This is a genomic window from Methanoculleus marisnigri JR1 (assembly GCF_000015825.1).
Lineage (GTDB): Archaea > Halobacteriota > Methanomicrobia > Methanomicrobiales > Methanoculleaceae > Methanoculleus > Methanoculleus marisnigri.
Window position 1 is genome coordinate 2,400,482 of sequence record NC_009051.1, and the last position, 25,998, is coordinate 2,426,479.

The window sequence follows — 25,998 nt, forward strand, 5'->3', positions numbered from 1 at the left end:
TGAGTCCCCCTCCAGGCGGCCGGGAGGCATAAAGGTTGTCTTGCCTGCGCTATAGCAACCCCCCGGTGCGGCGACCACGCTCTAAAAAGGAGAGGGAGGCTCCCTCTACTCAACAACGAACTCTCCGTCCATCGGGGGATGGACGTCGCACCGGAAGTAGTAGGTTCCGGACTCCTCCGGCGCCGTGAAGGTGTAGGTCACCTGGCCCGGGCCGTCGATGATCTCGCCGACGAAGATCTCCTCGGCCACGGAAGAGTCCGTGTAGACCGCGACGTTGTGCGGGATGCCGGTATCCTGGTTATCGAAGACCATCGTCACGTTCGCCCCCGCCGGGACGGTGATGGTGGACGTGTTGAAGGCAAAGGCTTCGGCCACAACCCCCACGGTCACGTTCCCGGCCGCGGCCGGCGTAACGTTTCCAGTCGGGATTGCGGTCACGTTCGTGGTCACGGCAGGTGTCGTGGTCACGTTCGCAGTCGGAACCGCCGTAACGTTTTCAGTCGGCGTTACGGTCACATTCCCGGTCACGGTCGGCGTTGCAGTCATATCCGCACCCGGAACCATCGTCACGTTCGCCGTCGGAGTCGGCGTCTCCGTCACGTTCGCCGGGACGATCTTCCAGACCGTCCCGGTCGCATTGGCGGCGTCCGGGCCCGCGTCTTTGGACGTGAGCGCGTAGAGTTCCGACTCTCCATCCTCACCGAATCCCAGGAGGTAGGCGTCCAGGGTTCCCGCGGGCGTCCCGGTCACGTTGAGCCTCTGCAGGCTCCACATCGCGACGTCTTCGGGAGTGAGGTTCTCCGCGGAGTCCGGGAACGCCGATGCGTTCCACCCCGCCGGGGGTGTCGCGACGAGCAGGGTGGCGTTCCCGACGCCGAAGCCGGTGCTCCAGTAGCCGAAGATGTAGCGTCCCATAAGATCCGGGAGCGCCGTGCCGTTGTAGACCCGGCCGCCGACGAAGACGACACCCAGGTCATGCCCGCCCTCGATGACGGGGCCGATCAGGGGTTCGCCGGAGGAGCCGTTTGCCGGGCAGGTCGCCGGGGGCGTTTGGGGGTTTTCCGGATCGAAGCAGTGGGTTCCCTCCCGGAGGCGCCACCCGTAGTTGCCGCCGTTCACCACAAGCGAGACTTCCTCAAAGAGATTCTGGCCGGCATCCCCCACAAAGAGGTTGCCTTCGGCGTCGAACGTGATGTACGCCGGGTTCCGGAGACCGTAGGCGTAGATCTCGGGCGGGATGCTTTCGTTCGCGACGAACGGGTTGTCCGCCGGGATTCCGTAGAGGGGACCCGCCGCCGTCGTCCGGGTGGCGTTCTCCAGCGGCTCCGTCACGTTCCTGGCGGTGACGTTGTCCACGTCGATCCGGAGCACGCTGCCGTAGATCTTCGTCAGGTCCTGGGCGTTCCCGATCTCCGGGGTGTGGCCGGTGCCGTTGTCGTTCGCCGCGCCCCCGTCCCCGAGCGGCACGTAGAGGTAGCCGTCACGCGGGCCGAAGGCGATGCTCCCGCCGTTGTGGGTGGACTGCGGTTTGTCGATCTCCATTAAGATCTTCTCCGAGGTCGCGTTGACCTGGTCGGGGTTTGCGGGGTCGACCTTGAACTCGGAGAGGCGGTTCGTGCAGTCCCAGTCATCAGGCGCCTCCTCGCGGAGGGGCGTGCTGTAGAATGCAAATACCCGCCCGTTCTCCCCAAAGTCGGGGTGGAAGGCGATCGAGAGGAGCCCGCGCTCGTCGAACGACGGGGTGAGGTTGACCATCCGGTCGCGGACGTCGAGGAACGGTTCCTTGATGAGTGTGCCGTTCTCGTCGATGATCGAGACCGTCCCGACCTGGTCGACGACAAAGAGCCTGCCCGTGCCGTCGCCGGCATCCGTGAGCATCAGCGGCGCGACGAGGCCTTCGGCTACGAGTTCGAGACTCACGTTAATCGTCTCGTTCTCCCCGGCAAATCGGGTGAACGAGGTGTTGTTCAGGAGTTCCGCCGCGTACGCCGACCCGGCGTTCGTCAGGTTTCCGGCAAAGGCCGTTATATCCTCTTCTTCGGGAGCGGAAGTCTGCGTGAGGCCGGTTCCACCGTCCGGGTACACCCCGGCCCCGGCAACGCCTGCCAGGGCAAGGAGCACGAGGACGGATATCATGACTGCAGTTACTCGTGTCATGGGCCCCTCCTGTCGGGGACGAGCATATATTCGTTACCCTCCCCGTTCGTATATCCTGACACCCCCCTCGTCGTAGATGAGACGAAGCTCCCGGTCCGGCAGCCGGACGTCGTAGCGCTCGTGCTCGGGCTCGCCGACGTAGAGGAGGGTCGCGTTGTACTTCTCCATCAGCGCGACGGTCTCCTCCGGATTCTCATAGATCGCCCGAATATCAGCCGGACGCTCCGTGTACCAGGCGCCGTTTCCCCGCCACGTCAGTTCGTGGCCGATCTGCCCGAGAATCGTCGGGATGCCGGAAAAAGACGAGACCCTCGAGTAGTAGCCGTAGTCGCCGTTCTCCGCCTCGACGATCCGGTGATCGCCGTCGAGCGTCCGGAGGAAGTCGATCGCCGCGGCTTCACCCGGCCGCGTGGCCTCGAGGTAGGCAAGCCCGTCCAGAGTGGTGTAGCCCGCCGGGGGGTAGTCGATCCCGAGGAGGCCCCGGCCGATATCGACGTCGAGAGCGAACGGGGCGACGATGAGGGCGACGGCTGCGGCGACGGCAAGCCACCGCCCCGCCGGGAGGGCCGGCCGCCGTCCTGCAAGCCACTTCCCGGCGAGGAGGAGGGAGCCCGTGCCGAGAAGGATCCAGGCGTCGAAGTAGAACTTGAAGATGGTGTTGAACCGGCTGTAGTCGCCCCCGAGCATCTCCTCAAGGTAGAAGACCTCGCAGAAGATGAGCACCGAAAGACCGGCGATACAGAGGAGGTCCGGGAACGCGTGACGCCTCCGCAGGAGAAGGTAGGCGAGCGGCACCAGGAGAATCGCGAGCGCGGCGTAGCCGGCGACGAGGGGCGGGACGGCGACGGCGAGCGCCACCGGAAATCGCCGGATATCCCGGACGACGGCTGCGTAGACGATTGCGAGGAACCCGCCCCAGACCGCGAGGAAGGCGAGCGGGTCGGTGGGAGGAAGGCCCCACCCGATCCCGCCGATACCCGCGGGTTCGAGGTACAGGTAGTAGGGGAGATAGATGAGGAAGGCGACCGCGGGGACCACGGCGGCGGCGACGAGGGGGGAGCGGTCGCGGAGAGAGAGCACGAGGAGGAAGGCGGCGACGATGGGGCCGTAGACGAGGGCGTCCCAGGAGGAGAGGAGCGGCATCGAGCCGATGGAGAGGGCCAGGAGAAGGGCGAGGGTCCCACGCGCCCGAAGATCGAGCCCGCCCCACCGGCACCATGCAAACCCGAGGAGGAGGAGAAGGAAGGCCTGGTTGAACACGGCCATCTCGAAGGCGTGGACGTTCCCGAGAAGGAGTGAGAAGGCCGGAAACTCGAACCGGGCGCCGGCAATGATCCAGTTGGCGTCCTGCAACGCGTTATAGAGGTCGGCGCCCGCGGCGAGGAACCAGACGACCGACGGCGGGACGAGGAGGAGGGGCGCGAGGGGGAGCCACCGCCACCGCGAAAGAAGGAGATGCCCGAGGGCATAGAGCGCGACAAACGACGTCCCGTAGACCGTGGCCGGGATGAGGTTGAAGGCCACCTCCGACGGTATGGCGGTGACGATTGCAAGGCAGCCCATCAGCCAGTGCCCGAGGTAGTAGTAGACCGTAAGGTGCCCGCCTGCAAACCAGGGATCGAGCGGCGGCACCACGGGCTCCCGGATGACGCTCGCGAGGAAGGCGTGGTTCATGTACTGCTCGCTGAAGTAGCCGATGGGCGGGTTTACGAACCGGACCGCAAGCGCAAATAAAAAGCCGACAAGGAAGACCGCGTCCCAGAAAAGGAGGCTCCGAAGCTCCCCTAACCGGTAATCGCCCCGCTGGATGCCGTATACGGCGAGACCAACGAAGAGGAGGAGGGCGAGGGCGACCGGGACGCGGAGGAGGCCGCAGTACCAGGTCGCGAGGGCGAAGAGGAGGAGGGAGGCCGGGTAGGCCGCCGGGTAGGCATGGTCCCCGAGTGCCGGGCGGAGCCGGGGCCAGAGGGCGAGCTGGAGGCCTTTGAGGAGGGCGGCCCAGAGGAGCACGTCGTACGCCTGCAGGATGAGTTCCACACCCTGCTATCGGGGGCCCGGGTATATGCGGTTTGCGCTCGCCCCCAACGGGATGATTTAACCAGGGGTCCCGCCATACCACTCAGCCAGGATATGATCGACACAAAGAAGACCAGGACTTCGGGGGTCATCAGCCTCCGGGAGAGGGGGAAGATCGCCATCCGGGGAAAGGTTCTCGCCGGCGTGATGACCGCGCCGCAGATGGCGGCAGTGTCCCGGATCGCAGAGGAGTTCGGGGACGGCACGGTCGGGCTGACGGCCCGGCTCAACGTGGAACTCCCCGGGATCGACCGGCGGGACGCGGGAGTGGTTGCAGAGCGGCTCCGGCAGGCCGGGATAGAGCCGGGGAGCACCGGGGCCACCCTTCGATCCGTCGTCGCCTGCAAGGGTACCGTCTGCAGGCACGGGTGTTACGATACCCAGGGGCTCGCCCGGGCGATCGAGGAGCGTTACGGGGGGTGCGACCTCCCCCGGAAACTGAAGATCTCCGTTGCAGGGTGCCCGAACAACTGCGCAAGGGTTCAACTCAACGATATCGGGATCATGGGGAGGCGGTTCCCCCTGTTTGCCGATGAATGCGAAGGCTGCGGGGCGTGCGAGAAGGTCTGCCGGGAGGGAGCCGTCCGGGTCACCGACGGCAAGGTTCTCTTCTCGGAGGAGGCCTGCATCGGTTGCGGCGACTGTATCACAATCTGTCCAGGAGAGGCGATCGGTACCGCTTCGGAGGGAGTGCGCTTCTTCCTCGGCGGGAGGTCGGGCAGGGTGCTCCGGGTCGGCACCGGGGCCGACGATCTCGTCGCCGAAGAAGAGGCGGTCGCGATCGTCGGAAGGTTGATTGACTGCTTCCGGGAGAACGCATTGCCGGGCGAACGGCTCGGGGAGATGATGGAGCGCGTGGGGACGGGGATCATCTTCGCAGCCGCCGGGATGAGGCCGCGGGAGTGAGCCCCTCTCCCTTACTGCGGCGGCGCCTCCGCTCTCGGCCCGCCGTCCCAGTCACCGCACTCGGTGACGGTCAGCCATGTCTCCCTGAACCTCTCCTCCTCCAGCCGCACGATCCGGGCGGTCCCGCCGAGGCTCTCCTCGACCTCGAAGAACTCCCGCGCCTTCTGCGCGTTGAACGGGCCGTAGCGCCTGATGCCGTCACGGTCGTCGAGGACCTCGACCCTGTACTTCAGTCGGGAAACGTTCATCGTCATTCACCGGACGGGAGAATCGCCTGCGGATCCATAAACCTTGGGGCGTCCTGCCGGAATCCAGTGGGTCGGGAAAGTGTCGGGGGCAGATTGGAGAGGGCGATCCGGATTCCACCGCGCGGCATCGCCCCGAACACCAATCATCTCCCGGCGTAACGCTTGATGAGAGAAGCTCAAGGGGATTGACTGCGCATTCTTTTTACGGCTCTCCTGCTGTCTGCCCGTCCCGATGAGCTACAATATATACTATCCAGTCATATCTCTACAGGCAGTGTTCTATCTGCATGAGCAATCCAATGGATTATAACAGAGGAAACAGAAATTTTGGCGGTCCCAGAAACTTCGGCGGCCCCCGTGAAATGACGAAGACCGTTTGTTCGGACTGTGGAAAAGAGTGCGAAGTCCCCTTCAAGCCGACCGAAGGCAGACCCGTGTATTGCCAGGACTGCCTCCCGAAGCACAGAAAACCCCGGTTCTAAACCAATACATTCTTCTTTTTCGAGAATCGTTAGAGTGAGGTTCCGGTCGAGACCGGAGAGTCACGAGACAGTCTTGCCGGATCACCGGCAACACCCAATTCCTCCGGAGCGGAGCGTCCCGGGGTACCGTGACAACCCCGGGAGAGCGGGCTCACCGGAGCCCGAGTTCAGAGAAGAGATTGTCCCGGAGCGCCCGGAGAGCATCCCCCGCCGCCGAGTCACCCCGGGTCACGGGGCGGCCGTTCCGGACGGCGTCGACTACTGCCGGATCGAACGGGATCTTCCCGGCCACCGCGATACCTTCTTTCTCGCAGTAGTCCTCGATCCTTGCACAGATATCCTCCGCAAGGTCGAACCGGTTGATGGCGACGAAGATCCGGACGCCGAACCGGCGGCAGACCGTCACCAGCCGCTCGAGGTCGTGGAGCGCCGAGACCCCCGGTTCCGTGACGATGAGAACCGCGTCCATGCCGCTGATCGTCGCGATCAGCGGGCAGCCTATTCCCGGCGGGCCGTCGGCAAGCAGCAGGTCGGCGCCGTCCGCAAGGCTCGCGGCCCGCTTCTTCACCTCGGTGACGAGCAATCCTGAGTTCCCGGAGCCCGGGAAGAGCCGGGCATGGGCGAGGTTGCCCCGGTCGGTCGCCGAGGTGTAGATCTCGCCGCAGACACGGGGTTCCATCGAGATCGCTCCCGTGGGGCAGACATACGTGCAGACAGCGCAGCCCTCGCAGTGCATCGTGTCCACCTCCCAGGCGTCGTCGCGGCGCACGATTGCCCCAAACCGGCAGTGGTCGGCGCAGATACCGCAGTCGCGGCACCGCTCCGGGTCGATCCGGGCCGCCGCAAGCCCCCGGAACTCTTCCGTGGTGAGCCGCCGGGGCTCGAAGAGGAGCTCCAGGTTCGCGGCGTCCACGTCGCAGTCAGCGAGAACCTGGGGCACAGCGCTCACATCCGCGAGCGCCGCGGCCACCATCGTCTTCCCGGTGCCGCCCTTGCCGCTGACGACCGCAAGCCGGATCACGGGCTCACCCCCGCGATCTTTACGATCGCTTCAAAGAGGGCGGCGAACCGCTCCTCCCACCCGGGAAGGTCGCGGCAGATGAGGCCGCCACGGTTCTGGACGGCGGCGATCTCCCGCGAGAACGGGATGGTCATGATGACGGGAAGCCCGCGCTCCCGGCAGAAGTCGAGGGTCTCCTCGTCCTTTCCGTCGCTGCGGTTGATCACGACGCCAGCGGGAATACCGACCCTCTCCACCACCTCGGCCGCGAGGCGGAGGTCGTGCAGCCCGAACGGGGTCGATTCCGTCACCAGGATGCAGGCATCGCTCCTCTCGAGGGTCTCGATCACCGGGCAGGCGATCCCCGGGGAAGCGTCGTAGAGGGTGAGCGGGTGCCCCTCCGCGAGCAGTTTTGCCGCCCTGATGACCGCCGGGGCCATCACCTCACCCTCGTTCAAGACGCCGCTGATCAGCGTGAGGGCGGGCAGCGGGCGGGAGCACGCGACCCGGCCGACGGTGCGCGGGACCTCCCGGACGGCTCCCTGCGGGCAGACAAGGGAACAGCCCCCGCACGAGTGGCAGAGTTCCGGGAAGACGAGGACGCGGTCTTTGAGGACCGAAAGCGCCCCGAACCGGCAGAACTTCCCGCACTCACCGCAGAGATTACAGCGGGCGGGATCGATCTCCGGGACCGGTGTCGTCACCGGCACGTCCACGGCAGGAGCCGGAAAGAAGAGGTGGAGGTTCGGCTCCTCGACGTCGCAGTCGACGAGTGCCACCTCGCGGGAGCAGGAGAGCGTGCAGGCAAGGTTCGCCGCCACCGTGCTCTTCCCGGTGCCGCCTTTCCCGCTTGCAATCGCGATCTTCATGCTGAATCCCGGCTCAGGCGAGGGGGAGCGGCTGCAGGTTCCCGGCGGTATATTCCGCGAGGGCATCGGCCACGCTGCCGCTTCCGCGGTAGGCGTAGACTTTGAGCCCGCCCACTTCGAGCGCTTTCGCGGCGTTCCCGCCGACCTGACCGGTGATGACCACCGTCGCGCCGTGCTCCGAAAACATCTGGACCGCCCGGGGGCCGACCCCCCCGGCAGCGTCAACGAGGGGGTTTTCGATCGATTCCGCTTTCCCCGTCTCCGTGTCGACGAAGACGAAGTAAGGTGCCCGGCCGAACCGCTGCTCGACCGGGGCGTCCGTGCCTGCTGCACGTGCCGTGATACCGACTATCATGCTAATACACTCCTCTGTTGCTTTTTGCTCATATGAGCATAATACTATGGTTGGTGCACCCGCCTCAGTGGTGCCCGTCGCACTCGCCGCCGTCTTCGTGGTGGCAGGAGCTCTTCCCCGGAGAAAGACGGCCAGCAATATAATCCTGTGCCACGTAATCAGTGTTTCCACTGACGCCGAGGAGAACCTGAATACCGTTTTCGTTGAAGAGTTCGACGGCCCGCGGCCCCATCCCGCCCGCGAGGATCAGGTTGACACCGTGCTCCGCGAGAAAGACCGGGAGCCGCCCGGGTTCGTGACCGGGGTTCGGGAGATCGTCCCTCCTGTAGATGATCGAATCTTCGACGTCGAATATGGCGTAACCCTGGCAGTGCCCGAAGTGTTCGGATACCCTGTTTTCGTCCTGTGCAATTGCTATTCTCATAATATCTCCTGTTCCTTGCGACTTCGTGCATACCGCCGGCCGCAGACAAACGTACTACACATATGCGCGAAAGAAAGTAAAACCACCTATCGTACCATCCGGTGCCGGGCCGGGGAACCTTTTTTAAGGGGAGCGACATCCTGCGGTGTGAGTTGCAGAAACCTGGTGAGATTGATGATTCAGCCCTTGGATATCGGAGAGTACCGGAACGTCTACGAACCGGGAAAGGTGGAGTGCGCCAGCACCGAGGAGATGCGGCCGCTCGAGGAGATCATCGGCCAGGAACGGGCGCTCCGGGCGCTGCAGTTCGGCCTTGAGATCCGGGAGGCCGGGTTCAACGTCTACGCCGCGGGCGCTCAGGGAACCGGCAGGATGAGGGCCGTCCGGAGTTTCCTCGACGAACTCGCGAAGGCCAAGCCCCGGGCGCGTGACTGGGTCTACGTTCATAACTTCGAGAACCAGTACGAGCCCAACGCCGTCGCCCTCCCTGCCGGGAGAGGAACGGAGTTCCGGGAGGAGATGAAACGATTCATCGAGGAGGCGCGGCAGGCGCTTCCCCGGGCGTTCCAGAGCGAAGAGTACGCCAAACGGCGGGACGAAACGCTTCAGGCGCTCCAGGGGAACAGGACGGATCTCATCGCCCGGATCAACCAGAAAGCCCAGGAGGCGGGGTTCGTCATCCAGATGAGCCCCATCGGCCTCCTGACCATCCCGGTCATCGACGGGAGGCCGGTCCCCGAGGAGGAGTTCATCACCCTTCCCGACGACGTGCGGGCGGAGGTCCAGCGGCGGCGTGACGCGTTGAACGCCGACCTCCGGAGCACGCTCCGGCAGGTACAGGATATCGAGCGGCAGGGGGCCGAGACGGTCAAGGACTTAAACCACGACATCGCCCTCTACGCGATAGGCAACCTCGTCGCCGAACTCAAGGAGAAGTATGCCGACGTCCCGGAAGTCCCCGGGTACATCGACGCCGTCCAGAACGACATCCTCGAGAACACCCAGCTGTTCCTCGGTCTCCCCGAGCAGCAGGGCGTCCCGCCCCAGTTCCAGGCCCTCATGCGTGAGATTCCGTTTCGGAAGTACGAGGTGAACGTCGTCGTCGAAAACGCCGCGACAGAAGGCGCGCCGGTGATCTTCGAGCAGAACCCCACCTACCAGAACCTTCTTGGAAAGATCGAGAAAGAGGTGCAGTTCGGGATCTTCACGACAGACTTCACGATGATCCGGCCGGGCTCGCTGCACCGGGCCAACGGCGGCTATCTCGTCCTCGACGCCGAAGACCTCCTGCGTGCCCCGCTCTCCTGGGACGGGCTCAAGACGGCTTTGAAGACCGGGGAGGCCGTCATCGAGGAGCCGGGAGAACGGATGGGGTTCATCACGGCAAAGACGATCAAGCCCGAACCCATCCCCCTCGACATCAAGGTGGCCCTCATCGGGACACCGATGATCTACCAGCTCCTCTACCGGATGGACACCGACTTCAAGGAGCTCTTCAAGGTCAAGGCCGACTTCGACATCGTGATGGAGCGAAACAATGAGAACGCCAATAAATACGCCGACTTCATCTGCAACCTCGTCAGGGAGGAGAACCTCCGGCACCTCGAGCGGGAGGCGATCGCCCGGGTGATCGAGTACGGATCGAGACTCGCTGCTGACAGGGAGAAACTCTCGACCCGGTTCTCGGCGGTTGCCGACCTCATCCGCGAGGCGAACTTCTACGCCGTGAGCGACGGGACCGATCGGATCGAGAGGAGGCACGTCACGAAGGCGATCGAGGAGAAGATCTACCGCTCGAACCTGATCCAGAAAAAGATCGAGGAGGCGATCCGGCGGGGGATCTTCCTCATCGATACCGAGGGCGAGAAGGTCGGGCAGGTGAACGGCCTCTCGGTCATCGGGCTCGGGGACTTCGCGTTCGGCCGGCCATCGAAGGTGACCGCGAGTATCGGGGTCGGCCGCGAGGGGATCATGGACATCGAGCGGGAGGCTGCGCTCGGCGGGCCGATCCACACGAAAGGCGTCCTGATCATCAACGGTTACCTCAACAACAACTATGCACACGATAAGCCGCTTTCCCTCTCCGCCCGGCTCGTCTTCGAGCAGAGCTACGAGGGGATCGAGGGGGACTCCGCGTCGAGCACGGAGCTCTACGCCCTCCTCTCGGCGCTCTCGGGGCTTCCGCTGAAGCAGTACCTCGCCGTCACGGGCTCGGTGAACCAGAAGGGCGAGGTGCAGGCGATCGGGGGCGTGAACGAGAAACTGGAAGGGTTCTTCGAGGTCTGCAAGGCCAAAGGGCTCGACGGGAACCAGGGGGCGCTGATCCCGGCGAGCAACGTCCAGAACCTGATGCTGAAAGAGGAGATCGTCGAGGCCGCGAAGGCCGGAAAGTTCCGGATCTACCCGGTGCGGACGATCGACGAGGGGATCGAGGTCCTCACGGGAGTTCCGGCGGGCGTGCGCCAAAAAGACGGCACCTACGAGGAGGGGACGGTGAACTACCTGGTGGACCGGCGCCTGAGGGAGATGGCCGAGACGATGCGCGGGTTCCAGCCGACGATGGCGAAGTGACCGGGATGGAGCGGAAACGGTCGGTCTACATGGACCATGCGGCGACGACGCCGGTGCGGCCGGAGGTCGCCCGGGCGATGCTCCCCTACTTTTCGGAGCGGTTCGGGAACCCCTCCTCGCTCTACTCCCTCGCCCGCGAGGCGGAGGAGGCGGTCGAGGAGGCACGGGGACGCGTGGCGGCCGCGATCGGGGCAAACCCGGAGGAGGTCTTCTTCACGTCGGGCGGGACGGAGGCCGACAACTGGGCGATCAAGGGGGCGGCGGCGGCGAGCCGGAAGAAGGGCGACCATATCGTCACCTCCGCGATCGAGCACCACGCCGTCCTCCATACCTGCCGGAGCCTCGAAAAACAGGGCTACCGGGTCACCTACCTCCCGGTCGACGAGTTCGGGCGAGTGGAGCCGGGATCCGTCGAGGAGGCGATCACGGATGCGACGATCCTCGTCTCGGTGATGGCCGCGAACAACGAGATCGGGACGATTCAGCCAATCAGAGCGATCGCGGAAGTCGCGCACGACCACAAAATCCCGTTCCATACCGACGCCGTCCAGGCGATCGGGGCCTTCCCGGTGGACGTGGACGAGATGGGAGCCGACCTCCTCGCCCTCTCCGCCCACAAGTTCGGCGGCCCGAAGGGGACGGGAGCACTCTACATCAGAAAGAGAACCCACATCGGGACGTTCATGGACGGCGGGGCGCAGGAGCGGGGGAAGCGGGCCGGAACCGAGAACGTTCCCGGAATCGTGGGGCTCGGGCGGGCGATCGAACTCGCGGTCGCCGGGATGCCCCGGAACGCCCCCAGGCTCGCCGCGATGCGGGATAGGCTGATCCGGGGGATCCTGGACGCGATCCCGGACACCCGGTTGAACGGCCACCCGACCGAGCGGCTGGCAAACAACGTGAACGTCGCGTTCCGCTACGTCGAGGGGGAGTCGATCCTCCTCATGCTCGACGCCCTCGGGGTTGCCGCCTCGACGGGAAGCGCCTGCACCTCGGCGTCGCTCGAGCCCTCCCACGTCCTGACCTCGTGCGGTCTGGCGCCGGAGCACGCCCACGGCTCGCTCCGGCTCACCCTCGGGTACGCGAACACCGAAGAAGACGTCGACTACGTTCTTGAGGTGCTCCCCGGGATCATCGAGCGGCTGCGGGCTATCTCGCCGCTCCGGGGGGAGGCGTGAATGACCGGGATCTTTCGGGCCTACGACATCCGGGGGCGCTACCCGGACGAGCTCGATGAGGCGACGGCGAAGAAGATCGGGAACGCATTTGTAGCCCTTCTTGCGGCGGAGCGGATCGTCGTCGGGCGGGACATGCGCCCATCCTCGGAGCCGCTTTCGCGGGCGTTCATCCGGGGTGCGGTCGAAGCCGGGGCGGAGGTTGCGGATATCGGGATGGCGAGCACGCCGCTCCTCAACTACGCGATCGCTGCCGGGGGGTTCGACGGCGGGGCGATGGTGACGGCCTCCCACCTGCCCGGAGAGATGAACGGGTTCAAGCTCGCCCGCGAGAACGCCGTCCCCCTCTCCGGCGACCGCGACTTGCCGCTCCTCGAAACACGAACCGGGGAGGAGGAGGTCGCCCGCGCCGGGGGGTCGTGCCGCGGGACCGGGATGCTGGACGCCTACATCGGGACGATGGCCGGGTTCGTCCGGGCGCCGAAGCCGCTCACGGTCGTCGTGGACGCGGGGAACGGGATGGCCGGCCCGGAGGTCCCCCGGCTCTTCGACCGGATCCCTGCGTGGCGGCTTGTGCCGATGTACCTCGAGCCCGACGGCCGGTTCCCCCACCACCACGCAAACCCGCTCGACCCGGAGACCACCCGGGAACTGCAGGAACGGGTCGTGGCCGAGGGCGCGGATATGGGGGTGGCGTTCGACGGCGACGGCGACCGGTGCGGGCTCATCGACGAGCGGGGCGAGCGCGTCCGGGAAGACCTGGTGACCGGGCTTATCGCGGAGTTCCTGCTTGAAGAGAACCCGGGGGCGACGATCCTCTACGATCTCCGGTCGAGCCGGGCGGTCCGCGAGGCGATCGAGCGGGCCGGGGGCCGGGGCGTCCGCTCGAGGGTTGGCCACGCCTTCATCAAGGCCGCGATGCGCGAGGAGGACGCCCTCTTTGCCGGGGAACTCTCCGGGCACTACTACTACCGGGACATGGGGTTTTCCGACAACGGGCTTCTCACGCTGGTCATGGCTGCAAACATCCTCGCCGCGAGCGGTCGGACGCTCTCCGAGCTCATCAGGCCTCTCGACCGCTACCCCTCGACGGGGGAGATCAACCTCGCGGTGCGCGACCCCGCGGCGGTGCTCGCGGTGCTTGCGGCGCGCTACCGGGACGCGGAGCTTGACCGGCTCGACGGGCTGACGGCGACCTATCCCGACTGGTGGTTCAACATCCGCCGCTCCCACACCGAGCCGGTGGTGCGGCTGAACATCGAGGCGGACACGAGGAGCCTCCTCGACGAGAAGGAGCGGGAGGTGCTCGCGGCCATCCGGGAGGCCGAAGGTGCGTAAGGACCGGCCCGGCACGGAACGAGGGGCGGCGCGAACTGCCTACTCACGCGAAGGCGCGAAGGCGCGAACCCCCCCGGGTTTCTTGAGCCCGGGCCGTCGCGCTTCGCGTTCTTCGCGGCTTCGCGTGTGGCCGAAGAAATGTAAAGCAGGAAGCCCCCCTTCAGGGCGGGGTGGTTCACCAGCGCTGTCATTCCCGGATTCTGTGGATCGGACGTTTGTTCCCGGGCGGTCGCGGATCGGGATCGCAGCGCCGCCGGCATGCCCCACGAAAAAGAGCCGTTCGATTCTTCACCGCCCAAGAAGGCGCCGTTAATCCATTGCTTCGACGGGAAGAAGACGATGGCCGGTGGCCGCAACTTATAAGTACCCGATATCCCACTGTTGCCCGGCAGGCTGCAGCTTGCAACCGAAACGGGGCCGGGCGGAGCTCCCGGAAACCATTATCCGGGGTGCAACGGGCACCCGGGCCTCGAGCGGGAAGAGAGAACGGGTAATTGATGTGGTGATGAAAATGGCAGGACAGCAGATGGAGTCCCGGCCCTGGCAGCAGACCATGGTCCGGAAGACCAACAACCAGGAAGAGCAGTTCAACCCTGACAAGATCAGGAGGTCGGTGCAGAACGCCGGAGCAAACCAGCAACTGGCGGACGAGATCACCCAGCAGATCCAGGGGAGCACGCACAGCGGGATGACGACCACCGAGATCGACAACAGTGTCCAGGATATCCTCAAGCAGAAGGATATGGACGCCTACAACAACTGGATGCGGTGGAAAGAGCAGCACCAGAAGATGCAGTAAGGAGTTTCCCGGAGCATTCTGCAGGCAGTCCCGCATACTCCAGGTGCCGGATGTCCGTCCACGTGTTTGGACGGCGGATTTCTGGACGTTACGCCTGTCGGGTATGCTGACGCCCTGCAGAACGCGCACAATGTTTTTATGATCAAAGAACAATATTTATATGCAGTGAGATTCCGGGAATACCCCGGAGATCTGAACTGAATGCGCCGTTTCCGAATTCAGGTCGGCTGCACCACAATTCTCGGGCCCGTAGCTTAGTCCGGTCAGAGCGCCCGGCTCATAACCGGGCGGTCGTGGGTTCGAATCCCTCCGGGCCCATGTTTTACAGGTACTCCGTGAGAAAACGCTTACGTGAAGGGCCGGTTCTGCGAAGCAGTTCCACGAATGAGGGCTTATCCAATGCATCGCAGGAAAACCCGTTAGAAAGGCCTATTTACCGGGACGTGAGAGTTTCCTGGGACTATGATCGAATGGGCCGTCATCCTTTTGCTGTTTCTTGCTGTTTTGGTTCTATTTTACAAATACTCCAGGATCCAGGGTCAGGTCGAGCGAAAAGCACGCGAGATATTCGAATCCTGGCGCCAGAGAGAACGAGAAGATATCGAGAACTGGAAAGAACAGGAGCTCAAACGCCTTTCGGACGAAAAAGCAAAGATCCTGTTTGAGACGTGGAGACAGGACGAAGAGGGGAACATCCGCACCGATGCCATCAAGCGCAGCCAGTCGGTGACCCGGGGGAGGGTCACGGAGTGCCTCATCCCGTATTTCCCGGACTTCCCCTACAATCCAAAGGATGCACGGTTTTTGGGGACTCCAGTCGATCTCATCATCTTTGACGGGTTGTCCGACGCCGACGAGGTGCAGAACGTAGTGTTCGTCGAGATCAAAACGGGTAAAGCCGCCAACCTGAGTAAACGGGAACGTGCCGTCAGGGAGTGCATCAAAGCCGGGCGGGTGCAGTATTTCACCATCCACCAGTCGTTTGATGAAAGCGCCAATCAACTGCGCGATATGGGAATGAACTAGTCATCCACTGCCGGATCGGGTTTTGAACCGTCCCAAAAAAGGTACAGGGCGTATGCCCTCATCCCGGCGCCGGATCGAAGGAGGCGTCCTCGTCATCCGGGCACCCCTCCTCCCGCCGGCGATCGCACCCGACGATCCGGATCGTCTTCCCGTGCACCAGGGCGTCGGCGACCTTCGTCCGCGCCTCGTGGAGGTCGCGCCAGAGGGTCTTTCGGGAGACGCCGAGGGCGGCGGCGGCCTCCTCCTGCTCGAGTCCCTGGAGGTCGACGAGCCGCAGGGCCTCCACCTCCTCGGGGAGGACGACGACAAACTCGTCGGGTCCCCCGCAGAGCGGGCCGAAACACCGGAACGCCCCCTGGTCCCCGATCATCCGGCGAACCCGGGGCCGGCCCCGCTGGCGGCGGCCACGCCCCTCGCCGGGTTCTCTCTCGTTCATGCTACCGATCTCCTGAGTAGAGATCGGTCTCCGGTACAGATAGTGCCTTCGCTCCGGCACCGGCCGCTATCACCGGCCGCCGCGACGAAAACCGCGGCCGCACCCCCACGGGATGCCGCCCCGGCCGATACCGCGAAGCACCGGCGTGGAAGATTCGCCTTCCGCCACAGACGTCCCGGGCAGGACGCACCGGCCCCGACGGCCACCCGTCATCGGGCCACGGCCGGCCGGGCCGGTTCCATCAAATCCTGGCATGGTGTATCACCTCGATTATTACTCATATGTGTAAAAATATATTAAAATATTCAATGCGGCAGATCCGGTGTTCCGGGATGTGGCGGTCGAGTCGTGGTCTAGCTGATTGTGACGCCGCCTGATCAGGGCGACGCCTTAACCGCCTAGACCAGTGTGCCTACCCGCCCTGAACGCCGCATATACAGCCCGGCCGCCGTTCCACACCGATCTACTACGCCCCTCGAGCCTCGTGATCTAGCTAAAACCCTCGCCCTTCCACGGCGACGTCGTAACCACCTGGACCACAGTATCCCGGGGCAACCTATATCCCGCACCCCGCACCCACAACCGGGCATGCCCGCCGGTGAGACAAACTGGAGGAGGAGCCTCCCGGCCGACCTCGCCGCCGGGGCTACCACCGCCCTCGTCGGCATCCCGCAGGGGATGGGGTTCGCCCTCGTCGCCGGGGTCAACCCCGTCTACGGCCTCTATACCGCCGCATTCTCGACCGCGATCGGGGCGCTCCTCACCGGTTCCTCCTACCTCAAGGTGATGCTCTCGAACGTCCTCGCGGTCTCGATCTACTCCGTCCTCGCCCCCGTCCCCGAGGCCGACGTCCCGGCCACCCTCTTCGTGCTGACTATCCTCGTCGGGGCCTTCCAGCTCGGGTTCGGGCTCCTCCGGGCAGGCAGCCTGACCCGGTTCATCTCCACCGCCGTCCTCACCGGGTTCGTCACCGGCGCGGCGCTCCTCATCGTCCTCGGCCAGCTCGGGAACCTCACCGGCTACCGGCTCCCGCGGGAGGCGATCCAGGTCCTCGCCATCCCCGAGTTGCTCCTCCACGCAGGCGAGATCCAGCCGCAGGCGCTCTTCGTCGGCCTCCTCACCATCAGTCTCGCCCTCGCCCTTCAGCGGGTGCCGCGCCTCACTTCCTTCTCGCTCCTCCTCCCGGTCATCATCGCGGCCCTCCTCGTCCGGACCGCATTCCCGGGGGTCGCGCTCGTCGGCGACATCGCCGCCATCCCCGCCGGCCTCCCGGCCCCCGTTGTCCCCGACCTCGCCCTCGCGCCCGGCCTCCTCATCCCGGCGCTCGCCCTCGCCATCATCGGGCTCGTGATGGCCGTCGGGGTCACCGAGACGACCCCCGAGCCGGACGGCAGCATCGCCGACGTGAACCGGGACTTCTCCGGGCAGGGGATCACGAACATCCTCACGAGTTTCCTCCAGTGCGCCCCGTCGGCCGGCTCCCTCTCGGCGACGGCGCTCAACGTCGCCGCCGGGGCAGAGACGCGGGCGGCAAACCTCATCTCGGGCATCCTCGTCGGGGCGGTCATCGTTGTCGCGGGCCCGCTCGCGGAACAGATCCCGCTCCCGGCTCTCGCCGGGATCCTGATCCTCATCGGGGCCGAGCTCATGAACCAGCCCCACGTAATCGCCTGCATCTGGAGATATTCCCGCCCCGGGCGCTGGGCGATGCTCGCCACGTTCATCTCCACCCAGGTCCTCCCGCTCCAGTACAGCATCTACATCGGCGTCCTCCTCTCGCTTGCCATTTACCTGGTCACCTCCACCCGGGAGGCGACCGTGGTCCGCCTCGCCCCGGTCGAGGGGGGGATGTTCCGGGAAGAACCGGCGCCCGAACGACTTTTGGACGACAGCATCACCGTCCTCTCGGTCTCCGGGAGCGTCTACTTCGCCACCCTCCGTGCCATCGAGCGGTCGCTCCCGTCCCCGGGAGGGGCAGAGAGCGCCGTCGTCATCCTTGCCCTCCCCCGAAGGGTCGAGGCAGGAACCGGGCTCTTTCGGATGCTGACACGCTACGCCCGGAAGGTCACGGCCGGTGGGAACCGGCTCATCCTCGCCGAAGTCAATCCCCGGCTCCTTGCAGGACTTGAAGAAGGGGGCGTCGTCGAGGCCATCGGCCCCGGGAACATCTTCCCCGCGACACCGGTCATCGGCGAGTCGCTCCGGGCCGCTATCCGGGCGGCGAAGGCCGGAACGTGATAACCCCGCCGGAAAACTCTTTCTCTGTGGAGCGCCCATACCGTTCCTGTGAACATCGCCGGGAACCTCCCTCCCCCTGCCCGCATCGCGATCGTCGGGGCGGCGGTCGTCATCGTGCTCGCGGGGATACGGGTGGCCACACCGATCCTCGGCCCGCTCCTCGTCGCCGCCTTCTTCGCCATGATCACTGCTCCCGCCATGAAATGGTTGACCCGGCGGAGAGTTCCCCCGCTCCTCGCCGCCGCAACGGTGGTCGCGGGGCTGATCGGGATCTTCGCCGGAATGATCATCTTCCTCGGTGCGGCCTTTACCGGGTTTATCCGAACTCTTCCGCAGTACCAGGCGAGCCTCGAAGCCCATGCGGCCGTCCTCGCCGATTACGGCATAGATATCGGCAGGTTCACGATATGGGACTACATCGACCAGGGGTTCATCCTCCAGCAGGCGACCGAACTTGCCCGGCAGATCGGGAACATCGCCGTCGATGCCTTCCTCGTCTTCGTCGGAATCGGGTTCCTTCTCCTGGAGGCACCCCGTCTTGCGGCCGTTCTCGCGCGCCACCTGGGACCGGAGAGCGCCCCCTACCGGCACCTATCCCAATCGGGCAAGATCCTGATCGACTACGTGGTGGTCAGGACGAAGGTGAACCTGATCACCGGCGTCGGTACCGGACTCTTTCTCACCCTCCTCGGGGTCGACTTCGCGGTGCTCTGGGGGTTCATCGCCTTCGTCCTGAGTTACGTCCCCTACATAGGCCTGGTCGTGGCCGCGATCCCCCCCACCCTCCTCGCGCTCATCGAGTTCGGGCCGGCCGGGGCGGTTGCCGTCATCGCTGCCGTCGCCCTCATCGACGCCGCTGCAGAAAACCTCTTCCTCCCCCGGATAGCCGGGCGGGAACTCAACCTCTCGCCGTTCGTCGTCCTCTTCTCCGTCATCTTCTGGGGATTCATCCTCGGTGCGGTCGGTATCTTTCTCGCCATACCGCTGACGATCGCGGTGAAACTCTTCCTCGAGAGTTGGGAAGAGACCCGGTGGATCGGGGAGATGATGGGCAACGGAGACTGGGAGGGGTAGCGGCGGCACAAGATGTTTACGAGACGACGACCAACCCGTGATCCATGAAGAGACCAGCCGGGCTCTACCTCGCCTACCTCTTCCAGTTCCTCATCGCCGCGAACGTCCTCCTCGCGCTCTCGCTCGGCGAATACTCGCAGGTCTTCGGCGGCGTCGTCGCGTTCTGCCTGACCCTGGTTCCCGCCGTCGTCACCCACAGGTGGAACATCACGCTCCCCTGGCAGGTCAACCTCCTCATCGTTCTCTCGCTCTACCTCCACATCGCCGGCGAGATCCGGGGGTTCTACATGCTCTACTACCCCTACTACGACAAGATCGCCCACCTCATCTCCGGGATAACCGTCTCGGTGCTCGCTTTCGTCATCGTCCTGCTGCTCGACCGGTTCAGCAGGTTGAACCTCTCCCGGTTGATGATCGTCGGGTTCGTCGTCATCGCCGCGATGGCGATGGAAGGGTTCTGGGAGATCTACGAATGGCTCTTCGACACCTTCCTCGGGACAAACCTCCAGTACGGGCTCGACGACACCATGCTCGATATGATCTTCGTCCTCATCGGCGCGGTCGTCGTCGCGCTCGCCGGGAACCGTTACCTCCCACGGTTCTCAAAGGAGGAGATCACCGGCAGGCTGGTGATCCCGGAAGAGTCCCCGGCCGAATGACGACCGGAACCTTTTTCTCATCCGCCCCGGAGAGGGGGCGGCATGCTCGAAGGGATGGCAACAGGTGCGGAAAACGTCGTCGGGTTCCGGTTCGACGGCGAGATGACGGCAGGAGATTACGACGTGACGCTGATTCCGGCGCTCGAGGACGCAAAGAGAAGCCACCCGGTTCTCCGGATACTCTTTCATATCGTGAGCTTCCACGGCTGGAAGCCGCACGGCTACTGGGAGAAGCTCAAGGACTGGCCGGGGATGGAGAAGGTCGACCGGATCGCGATCGTCGGCGGGGAGAAGTGGGAAGAGTGGATGAACCACCTGCCGGGACTCTTCACGGGCTTTACGGGTATCGACGTCCGCTATTTCACCGAAGGCCACCTGGACACCGCCATCGGCTGGCTTCGGGAGCCGATACCCGCCGAACTGTAGGTGAGATAGGCGCCGTTGTGGCCCGTTCCCGGAGAAGAGGCAACCTTTTTTCATCCCGGGACACCTACCGGTGATCAGACAGAACCCCCATGCGGTATTATAAAGACATCATATTCCAGAAACCTCTGCCTGAAGAGATCCGGCATCTCGGGCTGCTCCCGGCGGACCTTCACTTTCATACCCGGCACTCCGACTCCCCCACCCGCGTGCGGGACGCGCTGAAACTCGCGGCACGGCGGGGGATCGGGCTTGCGATCACCGACCATAACCAGGTCGGCGGCGTCTCCGAGGCAGAGCGGCAGGGGATCCGGGTTCCCCTCGTCCCCGGGATCGAGGTCAGCGCCAACGACGGCCCGCACATCCTGCTCTACTTTTACTCGGCGTCCGATCTGCGGGACTTCTACCGGCGCCATGTCGAGAGAAATCGGAGGAACGGCCCGTTCACCGCGATACACCTCGATACTTCCGAGATCCTCGACCGCCGGGAGGGCTACACCTGCATCGCCGCCGAGGCGCACCCCTGCGGCTACGCCTTCCTGAACCGGGGGGTCGAGCGGTGCGTCGCCGGTGAGTGCATCGGCGAAGAAGTCTTCTCGCGCCTCGACGCCCTCGAGGTGATCTGCGGCGGGATGGCCCGGAGCCACAACCTGAAGGCGGCCGGGCTCGCCGCCGCCCACGGTCTCGGGCGGACCGGCGGAACCGACGGCCACCTCCTCTTCGAACTCGGGGGGGTCGTCACCTGCGCCGAGGCCGATACCGTCGAAGAGCTCCTGGACGCCATCCGGGCAAAAAAGACCGTCATCATCGGGCACGAGCGACCGCTCTACGAGAAGGCGGTGATGGGAACCGCGGTCCTCCCGCACCACCTCCCCTACACCGTCCCCATCCTCCAGGCCCGCTGGGAGCAGGGCCTCCCCCGGATCAGGAAGTTCGTCGAGGGCCGGCTGAACCGGTGAGAGAGATCACCCGAGCGGCGAGAAGAGGCGGGAGACCGACTCCTTCACCCGGACGGCGAGGGAGCGCGCCAGGTAGTTTTCCGGCGTGATCTCGGTGCAGACGGCGAGATCCTCCTCGAACGCCCGCACAAGATCGGCCCCGACGGCAGCGTCGTAGAAGAACGCGTTCGCCTCGAAATTCAGCCGGAAACTCCGGACGTCCCAGTTCGCGCTCCCGACCGAGCCCGCCTTCCCGTCGACGACGATCGTCTTCGCGTGGAGGAACCCCCCGTCGTAGGTGTAGGCCCGCACCCCGGCATCCAGCAGGTCACCGATGAACGAGAGGGTCGCCCAGTAGACGAACGGGTGATCGGGCTTGCAGGGGATCATGATCCGGACGTCGACCCCGGAGAGCGCCGCGAGGCGCAGGGCATCGGCGACGCTCTCGTCCGGTATGAAGTAGGGTGTCTGGATGCAGATCGATTCCCGGGCGGAGTTGATCAGTTTGAGATACCCCTCCTTTATCGGGTTCCACCGGGTATCCGGGCCGCCGGAGACGATCTGGACGGGCGTCGCGCCGGGAGTGCTCTCCTGGGGGAAGTAGCAGGTCTCGATGCCCGGGTACTCGCCGGTCACGTAGTTCCAGTCGAGGAAGAACCGGAGCTGGAGCATCCGGACGGCTTCTCCCGTGATCCGGACGGCGGTATCGCGCCAGCAGCCGAGCGGCCCCTTCCCGAGATAGTCGTCCCCGATGTTGAACCCGCCGATGAACCCCACGGTCCCGTCGATGACGGCGATCTTTCGGTGATTGCGGTAGTTGATCCGATAAACCGAGGGAAAGAAGACACCGATCTTCCCGCCCACGTCCTCCAGTTCAAAGAACGCCTTCCGCGACCCGCCACCGGCCCGGGAACCCATCGCGTCGAAGAGGAGGCGGACCTCGACGCCCTCCCGTGCCTTCTCTGCAAGGGCGCGGACAACCGCCCGCCCGAGTTCGTCGTCGTTGATGACGAAATACTCCAGGTGGATGCTATGGCGTGCTCCCCGGATCGCGGCAAAGAGCGCGTCGAACTTATCCTCGCCCCGGGTGTAGACGTCGACCCGGTTCCCCTCGGTCAGGTAGGCCCGGTTGTTCCGGAGGAGGAGGAAGATCGCATCGCGGAACTCCTCCGCCGCCGGGGTGGCGAACCGGTGATGGTTGCCGGCGAGTGCCCGGTGCTGTCTTTCGAAGACCCCCTGGAGAAAACAGCGGTCCTCGTGCTCCTTGACGACGAACATCCTCTGCCGGGTGTAGTTCTGCCCGAAGAAGAGGTAGAGAGCGAACCCGACGGGGGGCAGCAGGAAGAGAACAACCAGCCAGGCCGTCGTTGCTGTCGGGTTCCTCCGCTCGAAGAAGACTATCGTGACGGCGAAGACGACGTTGAGCGCCAGGATGAACCCTATCGAGAGCAACAGTTCCACTCAAGAGACCCCCTGCCGGAACAGGGCGTTCCCGTCTATCTCCCCGCAGAGGTATATACATACCCGCCGGGATATCACCGGCGGTCAGCCATACCTTTTTTTCTTCGGAGGGCTATAGGAGCACCCATGCTTGACCGGATGAAGGAAAGTTCGGGAAGTGTTCTCGGGTTCCGGTTCGACGGAAAGTTGAGCGAGAGCGATTACGCCACCGTTCTGATCCCGGAACTGGAACGAGCAATAGAGGAACATCAGAACGTCCGGATCCTCTTGAAGATCGAGGGATTCCGGAGCTGGAGGCCGGGGGAGGGCTGGGATGCCTTCAAACAGTGGCCCGGGATGGAGCAGGTCGACCGGATCGCCGTCGTCGGCGGAGAGCGGTGGCGGGAATGGATGAACCACCTGCCGGGGCTCTTTGTCGGGTTTGACGGGGTCGACGTGCGCTACTTCCCGGAGACCCGCCTCCGGGACGCCTGGGGCTGGCTTCGCGAAGGGCTCGTAGTCACGGCGCCGCGGGCGGCGTGAAACGCCTATATACCGCGGGCTCCAACGCATCGATATGCATTGTCCGGTCTGCGGGCACGACTGCGTCACGGACGCCCGCACACTTTTTGCAGAACTTCCCGGTCGATTCGCCCCGTGCCCAGACTGCATGGGGCTCGTCTACGACAAGAGGAGTCCTCCACCCGATATCGATACGGCCGAACCCTGCCCCTCCTGCGGGAAGCGGTTCATCGACGAAGTCTTCGCCCACATATACCGGATGATGGCCGCAGAAGGGGATCTCGCCGGGACCGAACCCCTTGCGGCCGCCGGAACGCCGCTCGTCCATCCCGGGTATGCCATGCGTTCCGCCCCCTACCTCCCGCCCGATTCACTCGTCCTCCTCACCCGGTCGGCCGGGGAGCGTGCCGCCGCCCGTCTGGTCGCCGAGGTCCCGGAGGTCCGGGGAGTCGTCAGGACGGGTGCCGGAGCACCGGGACTCAGCGACACCGACGCGGAGCCCGCCGAGCATACCCTCCTTGCCGGGTGCGACGTCCGGGCCGACGTCTTCCCGACCCGCGCGGGACCTATCATCGTCTACAAACAGCAGTCTGTCCTGCACGTCGAGTTCCCCCGGGGCCGGGACGAGAAGATCCTCTCGATTGAGCGCGAGATAGGACGGCACCGCCCCCGGACGTTCGTCGACACCTGCTCAGGCGCCGGCACCCTCGGCCTCGCCGCCGCCCGGGCGGGCGTTCCCCATGTGATTGCGAACGACGCCTGGTACGCGGCTGCTTTCTGGACCGCCTGCAACTTCGGGGTGAACCGGGAGGTTCTCGGTATCGGGGAGGTGGCAATGCACCGGTCATACGACGACCTCCGCCGCCGACCGGTCGCGCGGGACCCTGTTCTGGTCGCCACCGCCGCCGGAGCGCAGGAGATCGAGGTCTACCAGGGCGATCTGCGGCTGCTTCCGGCCGTCCTCCCACCCCGGATAGACCTTACCGCCCTTGACCTCTTCGATAAGGCGGACGGACGCAAGGTCGAGGAGATCACCCGGGTCTGGCAGGTTCGGGTGGGCGGAGCTATTTTTATCCCATAGACTCCAGTATATACGGGGACTAGCCTGGGTGGCTCGGCGTCACCTGTTACCCGAAACCGCCGTCAGCGGGGGGCGAAGTCTGAGGAAGGCCGCAGCGGCCTGCAGGATCCTCTGCGTCCCGACGGAGAAGCCTCGTCCCATGAGGTCGGCGGAAAGGGATCAATGCCCCGGAGGGGGCGGCGACCTTTTGCCGCGGGTACCGGTTCAGGCCCGGAAGGGAGCAGACTTACCGTGGACGTTCGGCGCCCATGGGGTTGCGGGGTGGAGGAGGGATGCAGCGGTGAATGCTTGTGCGCACGGTCGACCAAGGACGTGTCCCCAACGGCGATTTCCATGGCAAAAGTAACGATTCTCGGGGCTACAGGGAACGTCGGCATATTTGCGGCCCATACCATATCCGAGATCCCGTACGTCAGCGATATGCTGCTCGTCGGGAGGCCCGGACGCGAAGATTTTCTCGCGGGCTGCTGCCGTGACTTATCCGACTCGTTTGCTGCACGAGGCACCGACATCCGGCTCTCGTACAGTACGAGCATTCTCGACGCAAAAGACTCGGATGTCGTAATCTGTACGGCAGGCGTACCACGCCGGCCAGGACAGGACAGGAACGACCTGGCCTTTGAGAACGCAAAGATCATCGCCGAGACCGCCGAGACGATCGGTCGGTCATCGCCCGATGCCATTCTCTTTCTCGTAACGAATCCCGTCGACGTCATGACCGCCGTCGCTCTGAAATATTCGGAGTTCCAGCCGAGACAGATCTTCGGCCTCGGGACGCATCTCGACTCGATGCGCTTGAAATCCCTGATCGCGCACTACTTCCGGGTCCACGTCAGCGAGGTGCATACCCGTATCATCGGCGAGCATGGCGACAGCATGGTTCCGCTCTGGTCGGCGACGACGATCGGCGGCATCCGGATAAGCAACCTGCCCACCTTCTCGGGACTGCCCGCGCAGGAGATGATCGAGACCGTCAGAACGAGCGGCGAGGCGATCATCAGGGATAAGGGCTCTACCGTCTACGGGCCGGGAGAAGCGATTGCAACCCTGGTAAAGACGATCCTCGGGGACGAGAACCGTATCCTCACCGTCTCAAGTTACATCAAAAGCGAGATCCACGGGATCGGCGACGTCTGCATCGGCGTACCCGCCCGTATCAACCGGGACGGCGTCTTTCCGGTTCCGCTCAGCCTCGAAGAGAACGAAGTCGCCGGGTTCCGCGAGTCGGTCAAGAAGATCCGCAAGGTCACTGCCGACGTGATGGAACGGCTCGAAGAAGTTCGTTAGGAAAAGTGGGTATCGAAAGTCCCACTTACACAAGAGTGGATTCGACGATCTCGGCGCTTGCGACGCCTTCTATCTTCTGGAGCGCTGCTTCGACCTCATCGGGAGCCCCGGCTTTGTCGGGGACGACTACGGCGGCTTTCAACGCCACGAGACCGAAGCCGATCGGCTCTTCCTGAATATCGTCGACCGGGACGGCCGCCCTGACCGCCGCTTTGAGCGCTTCACGGTCGACTTCCGGGGATTCCGGCATTATCTTCACGATTATGGCTACGTTTCCCATGGTTATGGCCCCTGGAATCCGCACTTCGGGCACGTATACCCTATGCTCTGCTCTCTGCACCGGTAGCATCGGCTGATCTCGTGCGCGCACACCGGGCACGGGAACCAGGTGGAACCTTCCTCGGCCAGTGTGGCGTTGCAGGAGGTACATCGGTCTCTCGTTGTCATCGTTACTTCCTCGAATGTTAACTTATC

The 25,998-nt window shown here is 64.7% G+C and carries 27 protein-coding genes, 1 tRNA gene and 1 other RNA gene; 17 read left to right on the top strand and 12 right to left on the bottom strand.

The window, feature by feature from the left end:
- Positions 1–105 precede the first annotated feature (105 nt).
- Positions 106–2,157, bottom strand: a complete 2,052-nt coding sequence (locus tag MEMAR_RS13325) for a PQQ-dependent sugar dehydrogenase (RefSeq protein WP_143706415.1) — start codon at positions 2,155–2,157, stop codon at positions 106–108.
- 33 nt (positions 2,158–2,190) lie between these two features.
- Positions 2,191–4,194, bottom strand: coding sequence for a DUF2298 domain-containing protein (locus MEMAR_RS11955; RefSeq protein ID WP_011845252.1), 2,004 nt, complete (start codon positions 4,192–4,194; stop codon positions 2,191–2,193).
- A 93-nt stretch (positions 4,195–4,287) separates the two neighbouring features.
- Here MEMAR_RS11955 and MEMAR_RS11960 point away from each other — a divergent pair, with 93 nt between their 5' ends.
- The gene (locus MEMAR_RS11960; protein WP_011845253.1) at positions 4,288–5,139 is read left to right on the top strand and encodes a 4Fe-4S binding protein; all 852 of its coding nucleotides are present in this window, start codon (positions 4,288–4,290) and stop codon (positions 5,137–5,139) included.
- 11 nt (positions 5,140–5,150) lie between these two features.
- Here the strand turns inward: MEMAR_RS11960 and MEMAR_RS11965 are convergent, their stop codons facing one another.
- Positions 5,151–5,387 (bottom strand): hypothetical protein, encoded by a 237-nt coding sequence (locus tag MEMAR_RS11965; RefSeq protein ID WP_011845254.1) that lies wholly within the window; start codon positions 5,385–5,387, stop codon positions 5,151–5,153.
- A 287-nt stretch (positions 5,388–5,674) separates the two neighbouring features.
- Here MEMAR_RS11965 and MEMAR_RS12830 point away from each other — a divergent pair, with 287 nt between their 5' ends.
- The gene (locus MEMAR_RS12830; protein WP_011845255.1) at positions 5,675–5,869 is read left to right on the top strand and encodes a CxxC-x17-CxxC domain-containing protein; all 195 of its coding nucleotides are present in this window, start codon (positions 5,675–5,677) and stop codon (positions 5,867–5,869) included.
- A gap of 151 nt (positions 5,870–6,020) precedes the next feature.
- Here the strand turns inward: MEMAR_RS12830 and MEMAR_RS11970 are convergent, their stop codons facing one another.
- From MEMAR_RS11970 to MEMAR_RS11985, 4 genes are all read right to left on the bottom strand, one after another.
- Complete coding sequence (locus tag MEMAR_RS11970; RefSeq protein WP_011845256.1) at positions 6,021–6,890, bottom strand: ATP-binding protein; 870 nt, start codon at positions 6,888–6,890, stop codon at positions 6,021–6,023.
- Positions 6,887–7,738 (bottom strand): nucleotide-binding protein, encoded by an 852-nt coding sequence (locus tag MEMAR_RS11975; protein WP_011845257.1) that lies wholly within the window; start codon positions 7,736–7,738, stop codon positions 6,887–6,889. Before MEMAR_RS11975 ends, MEMAR_RS11970 begins: the two co-directional genes overlap by 4 nt.
- 13 nt (positions 7,739–7,751) lie before the next feature.
- Entirely contained in the window at positions 7,752–8,093 is a 342-nt protein-coding gene (locus MEMAR_RS11980; RefSeq protein ID WP_011845258.1) for a NifB/NifX family molybdenum-iron cluster-binding protein, read from the bottom strand.
- A gap of 64 nt (positions 8,094–8,157) precedes the next feature.
- On the bottom strand, positions 8,158–8,517 hold the full coding sequence (locus MEMAR_RS11985; RefSeq protein WP_011845259.1) for a NifB/NifX family molybdenum-iron cluster-binding protein: 360 nt from the start codon (positions 8,515–8,517) through the stop codon (positions 8,158–8,160).
- Between the two features lie 174 nt (positions 8,518–8,691).
- Between MEMAR_RS11985 and MEMAR_RS11990 the strand changes: the two genes are divergently transcribed.
- From MEMAR_RS11990 to MEMAR_RS12015, 6 genes are all read left to right on the top strand, one after another.
- Positions 8,692–11,088, top strand: coding sequence for a Lon protease family protein (locus MEMAR_RS11990; RefSeq protein WP_011845260.1), 2,397 nt, complete (start codon positions 8,692–8,694; stop codon positions 11,086–11,088).
- A gap of 5 nt (positions 11,089–11,093) precedes the next feature.
- Positions 11,094–12,266, top strand: coding sequence for a cysteine desulfurase NifS (nifS, locus tag MEMAR_RS11995; protein ID WP_011845261.1), 1,173 nt, complete (start codon positions 11,094–11,096; stop codon positions 12,264–12,266).
- Positions 12,267–13,601, top strand: coding sequence for a phosphomannomutase/phosphoglucomutase (locus tag MEMAR_RS12000; protein ID WP_011845262.1), 1,335 nt, complete (start codon positions 12,267–12,269; stop codon positions 13,599–13,601).
- Between the two features lie 511 nt (positions 13,602–14,112).
- The gene (locus MEMAR_RS12005; RefSeq protein WP_011845263.1) at positions 14,113–14,400 is read left to right on the top strand and encodes an ATP cone domain-containing protein; all 288 of its coding nucleotides are present in this window, start codon (positions 14,113–14,115) and stop codon (positions 14,398–14,400) included.
- 243 nt (positions 14,401–14,643) lie between these two features.
- Positions 14,644–14,718 (top strand) — tRNA-Ile (locus MEMAR_RS12010).
- A gap of 144 nt (positions 14,719–14,862) precedes the next feature.
- Positions 14,863–15,426 carry a Holliday junction resolvase-like protein gene (locus MEMAR_RS12015; protein ID WP_011845264.1) on the top strand — a complete coding sequence of 188 codons (564 nt, stop codon included), beginning with the start codon at positions 14,863–14,865 and terminating at the stop codon, positions 15,424–15,426.
- A gap of 58 nt (positions 15,427–15,484) precedes the next feature.
- On the opposite strand, the gene MEMAR_RS12020 is transcribed toward MEMAR_RS12015, so the two are convergent.
- On the bottom strand, positions 15,485–15,862 hold the full coding sequence (locus tag MEMAR_RS12020) for a DUF134 domain-containing protein (protein WP_011845265.1): 378 nt from the start codon (positions 15,860–15,862) through the stop codon (positions 15,485–15,487).
- A gap of 69 nt (positions 15,863–15,931) precedes the next feature.
- Positions 15,932–16,117: a DUF5320 domain-containing protein gene (locus MEMAR_RS13045; protein ID WP_143706417.1), complete on the bottom strand. Its 186-nt coding sequence runs from the start codon at positions 16,115–16,117 to the stop codon at positions 15,932–15,934.
- A gap of 333 nt (positions 16,118–16,450) precedes the next feature.
- Here MEMAR_RS13045 and MEMAR_RS12025 point away from each other — a divergent pair, with 333 nt between their 5' ends.
- From MEMAR_RS12025 to MEMAR_RS12045, 5 genes are all read left to right on the top strand, one after another.
- Positions 16,451–18,100: a SulP family inorganic anion transporter gene (locus MEMAR_RS12025; protein ID WP_011845266.1), complete on the top strand. Its 1,650-nt coding sequence runs from the start codon at positions 16,451–16,453 to the stop codon at positions 18,098–18,100.
- A 48-nt stretch (positions 18,101–18,148) separates the two neighbouring features.
- The gene (locus tag MEMAR_RS12030; protein WP_011845267.1) at positions 18,149–19,174 is read left to right on the top strand and encodes an AI-2E family transporter; all 1,026 of its coding nucleotides are present in this window, start codon (positions 18,149–18,151) and stop codon (positions 19,172–19,174) included.
- Positions 19,175–19,218: 44 nt separating this feature from the next.
- The gene (locus MEMAR_RS12035; protein ID WP_011845268.1) at positions 19,219–19,833 is read left to right on the top strand and encodes a hypothetical protein; all 615 of its coding nucleotides are present in this window, start codon (positions 19,219–19,221) and stop codon (positions 19,831–19,833) included.
- 42 nt (positions 19,834–19,875) lie between these two features.
- Positions 19,876–20,259, top strand: a complete 384-nt coding sequence (locus MEMAR_RS12040; protein WP_011845269.1) for a SpoIIAA family protein — start codon at positions 19,876–19,878, stop codon at positions 20,257–20,259.
- 89 nt (positions 20,260–20,348) lie between these two features.
- Positions 20,349–21,215, top strand: coding sequence for a PHP-associated domain-containing protein (locus tag MEMAR_RS12045; RefSeq protein ID WP_011845270.1), 867 nt, complete (start codon positions 20,349–20,351; stop codon positions 21,213–21,215).
- 6 nt (positions 21,216–21,221) lie between these two features.
- Here the strand turns inward: MEMAR_RS12045 and cls are convergent, their stop codons facing one another.
- Positions 21,222–22,655 (bottom strand): cardiolipin synthase, encoded by a 1,434-nt coding sequence (cls, locus tag MEMAR_RS12050; RefSeq protein WP_011845271.1) that lies wholly within the window; start codon positions 22,653–22,655, stop codon positions 21,222–21,224.
- A gap of 126 nt (positions 22,656–22,781) precedes the next feature.
- Here cls and MEMAR_RS12055 point away from each other — a divergent pair, with 126 nt between their 5' ends.
- The 4 genes from MEMAR_RS12055 (at position 22,782) to MEMAR_RS12065 (ending at position 25,524) form a co-directional block, all read left to right on the top strand.
- Positions 22,782–23,177: a SpoIIAA family protein gene (locus MEMAR_RS12055; RefSeq protein ID WP_011845272.1), complete on the top strand. Its 396-nt coding sequence runs from the start codon at positions 22,782–22,784 to the stop codon at positions 23,175–23,177.
- A gap of 34 nt (positions 23,178–23,211) precedes the next feature.
- A complete protein-coding gene (locus MEMAR_RS12060; RefSeq protein ID WP_011845273.1) occupies positions 23,212–24,237 on the top strand; it encodes a hypothetical protein in 1,026 nt (341 codons plus the stop codon).
- A 12-nt stretch (positions 24,238–24,249) separates the two neighbouring features.
- An RNA gene (ffs, locus tag MEMAR_RS12835) (signal recognition particle sRNA) lies at positions 24,250–24,559 on the top strand.
- A gap of 11 nt (positions 24,560–24,570) precedes the next feature.
- Entirely contained in the window at positions 24,571–25,524 is a 954-nt protein-coding gene (locus MEMAR_RS12065; RefSeq protein ID WP_011845274.1) for a malate dehydrogenase, read from the top strand.
- Between the two features lie 25 nt (positions 25,525–25,549).
- Here the strand turns inward: MEMAR_RS12065 and MEMAR_RS12070 are convergent, their stop codons facing one another.
- Both MEMAR_RS12070 and MEMAR_RS12840 read right to left on the bottom strand, forming a co-directional pair.
- Positions 25,550–25,804 (bottom strand): elongation factor 1-beta, encoded by a 255-nt coding sequence (locus tag MEMAR_RS12070; RefSeq protein WP_011845275.1) that lies wholly within the window; start codon positions 25,802–25,804, stop codon positions 25,550–25,552.
- A 2-nt stretch (positions 25,805–25,806) separates the two neighbouring features.
- Positions 25,807–25,971: a zinc finger domain-containing protein gene (locus MEMAR_RS12840; protein WP_011845276.1), complete on the bottom strand. Its 165-nt coding sequence runs from the start codon at positions 25,969–25,971 to the stop codon at positions 25,807–25,809.
- Between the last annotated feature and the right edge of the window lie 27 nt (positions 25,972–25,998).